Source organism: Dactylosporangium sp. NPDC000555, from assembly GCF_040300025.1.
In the GTDB taxonomy this organism is placed as follows: domain Bacteria; phylum Actinomycetota; class Actinomycetes; order Mycobacteriales; family Micromonosporaceae; genus Dactylosporangium.
Genome location: NZ_JBEPDB010000195.1, coordinates 1 through 2347, shown reverse-complemented (window position 1 = coordinate 2347; position 2347 = coordinate 1). Strand labels below are relative to the sequence as shown.

Annotated in this window: 3 protein-coding genes; 2 read left to right on the top strand and 1 reads right to left on the bottom strand. The window is 74.7% G+C overall.

From position 1 onward, the window contains the following. A partial coding sequence (locus ABT297_RS42945; RefSeq protein ID WP_350559955.1) for a hypothetical protein occupies window positions 1-218 on the top strand: 218 nt, incomplete at its 5' end. A gap of 36 nt (window positions 219-254) precedes the next feature. On the opposite strand, the gene ABT297_RS42940 is transcribed toward ABT297_RS42945, so the two are convergent. Further along, window positions 255-899, bottom strand: coding sequence for a TetR/AcrR family transcriptional regulator (locus ABT297_RS42940; RefSeq protein ID WP_350559952.1), 645 nt, complete (start codon window positions 897-899; stop codon window positions 255-257). Between the two features lie 101 nt (window positions 900-1000). Between ABT297_RS42940 and ABT297_RS42935 the strand changes: the two genes are divergently transcribed. Then, on the top strand, window positions 1001-2347 hold a 1347-nt coding region (locus ABT297_RS42935; RefSeq protein WP_350559949.1), incomplete at its 3' end, for a DHA2 family efflux MFS transporter permease subunit.

Below are 2347 nucleotides of genomic sequence, written 5' to 3'. Positions count from 1 at the left end.
GGGTCGTCCTCAAGTGGGCGCCGGGCACCGGCCAGGTGCCCGCGGCGCTCGTGCTCGCGGGGGTCGTGCCGCTCGACGGCGGCGCGGAGGTGCGCGTCTCGGCGGTTGCCACGACGGGCTTGCCGGCGGCGCGGCGTGCGGCCGCGCGCCGCTGGCTGGCCATGCGCGTGCGCCGCGACCTGCCGGCGCTCGCGACCGGCGCCGCGCCGGCGAGCTGAGGCACCGAGCCGGTCCGGGCTGGCGGCGGGTCCTGGTCAGGCCGGCGGACGGATCAGGTAGTTACCCAGCACGGGAGCGAGGGCGCCGAAGGCCACCTCGGCTGCCGCGGCGGCCCGCCGGTCGATCTCCGCGGTCGCAACGTCGTCCCGGGCCCAGGAGCGGACCAGCCGGAACAGCACCCGATGGGCGGCCGCCAGCTGGGCGGAGGCCAGGGCGGCGGCCAGGTGCTCCGCTGCCGGCCCGGCCTCCCCGGCCAGGTATGCGGCGAGCGCCCCCTCCCGCTGCTCGTCGATCTCGCGCTCCCGGGCGCGCAGCCGGGGCGTGTTGTGGACCAGGCGGGCGAACCCGGCCGAGGCGTGCCCGGTGAGCACGGGATAGCGCCCGCCCAGTGCCTCCAGGAACGCCCGGTGCAACCCCGCGAGGACCGACTCGCCGGGGCGGCGCTCCCGGGCGGCGGCCGCCAGGCTCTCCGCCACCAGCGAGTGCGCGTCGAAGACCAGGTCCTCCTTGAGCGGGAAGTAGTTGGTGACGGTCATCTTCGACACCTTCGCGGCATCGGCGATCTCGGCGATGGTGACGTCGTCGAAGCCGCGCTCGATGAACAGGACGGTCGCAAGGTGCGCGAGGCGGTCGCGGATCTCGCGCTTCTTGCGTTCCCGCAGTCCGAGTCCGGTGGCCATGGTCCCACTGTACTAGATTCTAGGTTGCACATAAAATTGTGTTGGACATAAAGTCAGGTCCGACATAACTTTGTCCGGTGCAGCACGACCCGGGAGGCACCGTGAACCGCTCGACCGCGACCGCGCTGGCGACCGCCGCGACCAGGCCGGAGCCGCTCGACCCGGCGCTGCTGCGCATCGCCGGCGTGCTGGTGCTGGGCGCCGTGCTCGCCCAGCTGGACACGACGATCGTCAGCGTGGGTATTGGGGCGGTCGGGGTCGGCCTGGGCTGGTCGCTGGCGACCGTCCAGTGGGTCGCGACCGGATACCTACTGGCGGTCGCGCTCGTCGCGCCGACGGCGGGCTGGCTGGTCCAGCGCTTCGGCGGCAAGCGGATGTGGCTGCTGTCAGTGGCGGTGTTCACCGCCGCCTCGGCCCTGTGCGGGCTGGCCTGGTCGGCCGGCGCGCTGATCGCCTTCCGTGTCCTGCAGGGCCTCGGCGGTGGGCTGATGCAGCCGATCGGGCAGACCCTCGCCGCGCGGATCGCCGGCCCGGCCCGGATCGGCCGGCTGATCGGCGTCATCACCACGCCGGTGGCACTCGCACCGATCCTCGGCCCGGTCCTCGGCGGCCTCATCGTGGCCGGGCCGGGCTGGCGCTGGCTGTTCTACGTCAACGTGCCGATCGGCATCGCGGCGTTCCTGCTCGCCGCCCGCATCGTGCCCGGCGACGACGCAGAGCGCGAGCGCACGCTGCGCGTCGACACACCCGGCCTGTTCCTGCTGCCGCCAGCGCTCGCCGCCCTGGTGTACGGCCTGTCACTGGCCGGGCACCCGGGCACCGGCCCGGCGCTGGTGCCGCTCGTCGCCGTGGCCGTGCTCGCCCTAGCCGCCTACGTCGTGCACGGGCTGCGCACCGACCGGGCCCCGCTGCTGGACCTGCGGCTCTTCGCCGGGCGCGGCTTCACCCTGGCCGCCGTCAACACGTTCCTCATCGGCGCCGCCCTCTACAGCGCGATGCTGCTGCTGCCGCTGTACTTCGTCCAGGTCCAGGGCATGAGTCCGCTCGCCGCCGGGCTCGCGCTGGCGCCGCAGGCCCTCGGCATGGCCGCGGCCGCACCATGGGCCGGCCGGCTCACCGACCGCCACGGGCCGCGCGCCGTCGCGCTGGGTGGCGCCCTGCTCATCGTCGCCGGCACCGTGCCGTTCGCGTTCGCCGCCGAACTGCCGTCCTGGCCGCTGCTGATCGTCGCGCTGTTCCTGCGCGGCTGCGGGCTCGGGGCAGTGGTGCCGCCGAACGCGGCCGCCACGTACACCACGGTGACGCGGGCCCAGGCCGCCGCAGCGACCGGAGCACGGACCGTCCTCAACCGCATCGGCGGCTCGATCGGCACCGCGGTCCTCGCCGTCGTACTACAGAGCGGGCTGGCCGCGGCGGCCGCACCCGCCAGCCGGTCACCCAGATCATCG

What these genes read in the sequence shown, in the direction of transcription:
- ABT297_RS42940 (WP_350559952.1), bottom strand. Translation starts at nt 899, where the DNA reads ATGGCCACCGGACTCGGACTGCGGGAACGCAAGAAGCGCGAGATCCGC.